General features: G+C 59.2%; 3 protein-coding genes. All 3 read left to right on the top strand.

Annotated elements, in window-relative coordinates; translation table 11 throughout:
- The coding region (locus C5F48_RS23745; protein WP_181247772.1) for an autoinducer binding domain-containing protein at window positions 1-256 on the top strand (256 nt) is incomplete at its 5' end.
- Window positions 257-264: 8 nt separating this feature from the next.
- A complete protein-coding gene (locus tag C5F48_RS23740) occupies window positions 265-657 on the top strand; it encodes a LuxR C-terminal-related transcriptional regulator (protein ID WP_107666123.1) in 393 nt (130 codons plus the stop codon).
- Between the two features lie 363 nt (window positions 658-1,020).
- A complete protein-coding gene (locus C5F48_RS23735; protein ID WP_146170756.1) occupies window positions 1,021-1,383 on the top strand; it encodes a hypothetical protein in 363 nt (120 codons plus the stop codon).
- Window positions 1,384-1,438: the final 55 nt, after the last annotated feature.

Genomic DNA, 1,438 nt, shown 5'->3' with positions numbered 1-1,438 from the left:
GGTGCTGAAAAATATAGTCCCGCATCACAAGGAGGTCGCCGCCAAGCTCGCGGATATTGCGCCGTCAGGCTACACGATGGCTTTGAACGTCTGCTACCTAACGCCGCAGGTGCAGGTCACGACTTACTCGGAAGCATGGGTGAAGCGGTATCGGGAGATGCACTTCGTGTCGCATGATCCGGTCGCGATCTGGTCAACCGTAAACTCGGGAACGACGCGGTGGAGCGATCTTCCGCTCTGGGGCACACAGGGCTGAGCCAACATGTGATCGAGGAAGGTCGTCAGTACGGTCTGGTCTATGGCGCGTCGGTGGCGCGCAGGAACGAGAAGAGCCCGATCCTGCGCTGCGTCCTCTTCGCGGCGCGGCCGGACCGCGAGTTGACCGACCTCGAGATCGACTGCTTGGCGGACGTTCTGGATGAGGCGATGACCGGCATCGGGATCAACTCGGGTCTATCGGAGGTTGAGTTGGAGACGCTTCGGGATCTGGGGGCGGGGCTCTCGCATCGGCAGATCGCGTCGGTTCGCGAGATCTCCATCCAGACGGTGCGCAAGCGTATCGACCGAGCCAAGTCGATCCTCGGCGCGCGGAATGCGATGCATGCTGTGAGGATCGCAGCCCGGCTGGGCCTGCTCGACGCCCCCGCCATGCTGTGACGCCGCCGTTTGCATACCTCGCACCAATCGGAAATCGCGTTGCTTTAGCTAATCGTGCGATGTCGCACAAGCTAGCAATAAATGCGTGCGCTGCCACGACAGGATGCGGCGTTTGGGATCTGTAGTGGCGTGCATGTGCCCGACGACCTGCAAAATCGGCAGATCGACGCTGGTTCAGCCCCGTTTCATGTGAGCTCGGCGCCACGCGGGTGGATTGACTCGACTGTCCACCGAAACTCGGTCAAAACTGCTCACTGGGTTTCATCGCCATAAGCACTGCGCTCCCCTGCCATCTCTGATAGCAGGGCTGCGCGACACAAACTCGGTTTGGGCAAAGCCCGCAGGACAAAGGAAGGTTCACAGATGTCCGTTTCTCCGCCAAAACTCATGTGGGAAGCCAGCCTCGGCAAAGAGATGTCGGTCGACGGCGCCACGCTGCGGTTCGTCGCCCTGGGCAAGCCAGACAAGACGGATGACACGGTGTTGGGTTGGTACGTTCTGCTGTCGCGGCCGACCGGCGAAGCCAAGATCCTGATGAAGACGTTCAACTATGAGCCCCGCCTTTTGAAGACCTTCTTGGGTCTTCGCTCCTTGCTCCGCGACCATGTGCCTCATTGGACATCGGTCACTCTACCTCTTGTGCCTCAGATCCGGGTGCCCAACGACATCTGGAAGATCCTGGACAAAATGGACAGCGCGACAAATCAAGACGAAGTTTCAACATAGTGCTTCACTAGGATTTCGCATCTTGTCAGATCGGATAGCCTCGCTATTGTGAGGT

Origin of the sequence: Cereibacter changlensis JA139 (genome assembly GCF_003034985.1) — a bacterium.
Lineage (GTDB): Bacteria > Pseudomonadota > Alphaproteobacteria > Rhodobacterales > Rhodobacteraceae > Cereibacter > Cereibacter changlensis.
Note: the sequence above shows the minus strand (reverse complement) of the source record. Positions and strands in the feature narration are given on the sequence as shown.

Excerpts from the sequence above, each read along its gene's own strand:
- C5F48_RS23735 (WP_146170756.1), top strand. The coding sequence starts at position 1,021 with ATGTCCGTTTCTCCGCCAAAACTCATGTGGGAAGCCAGCCTCGGCAAA.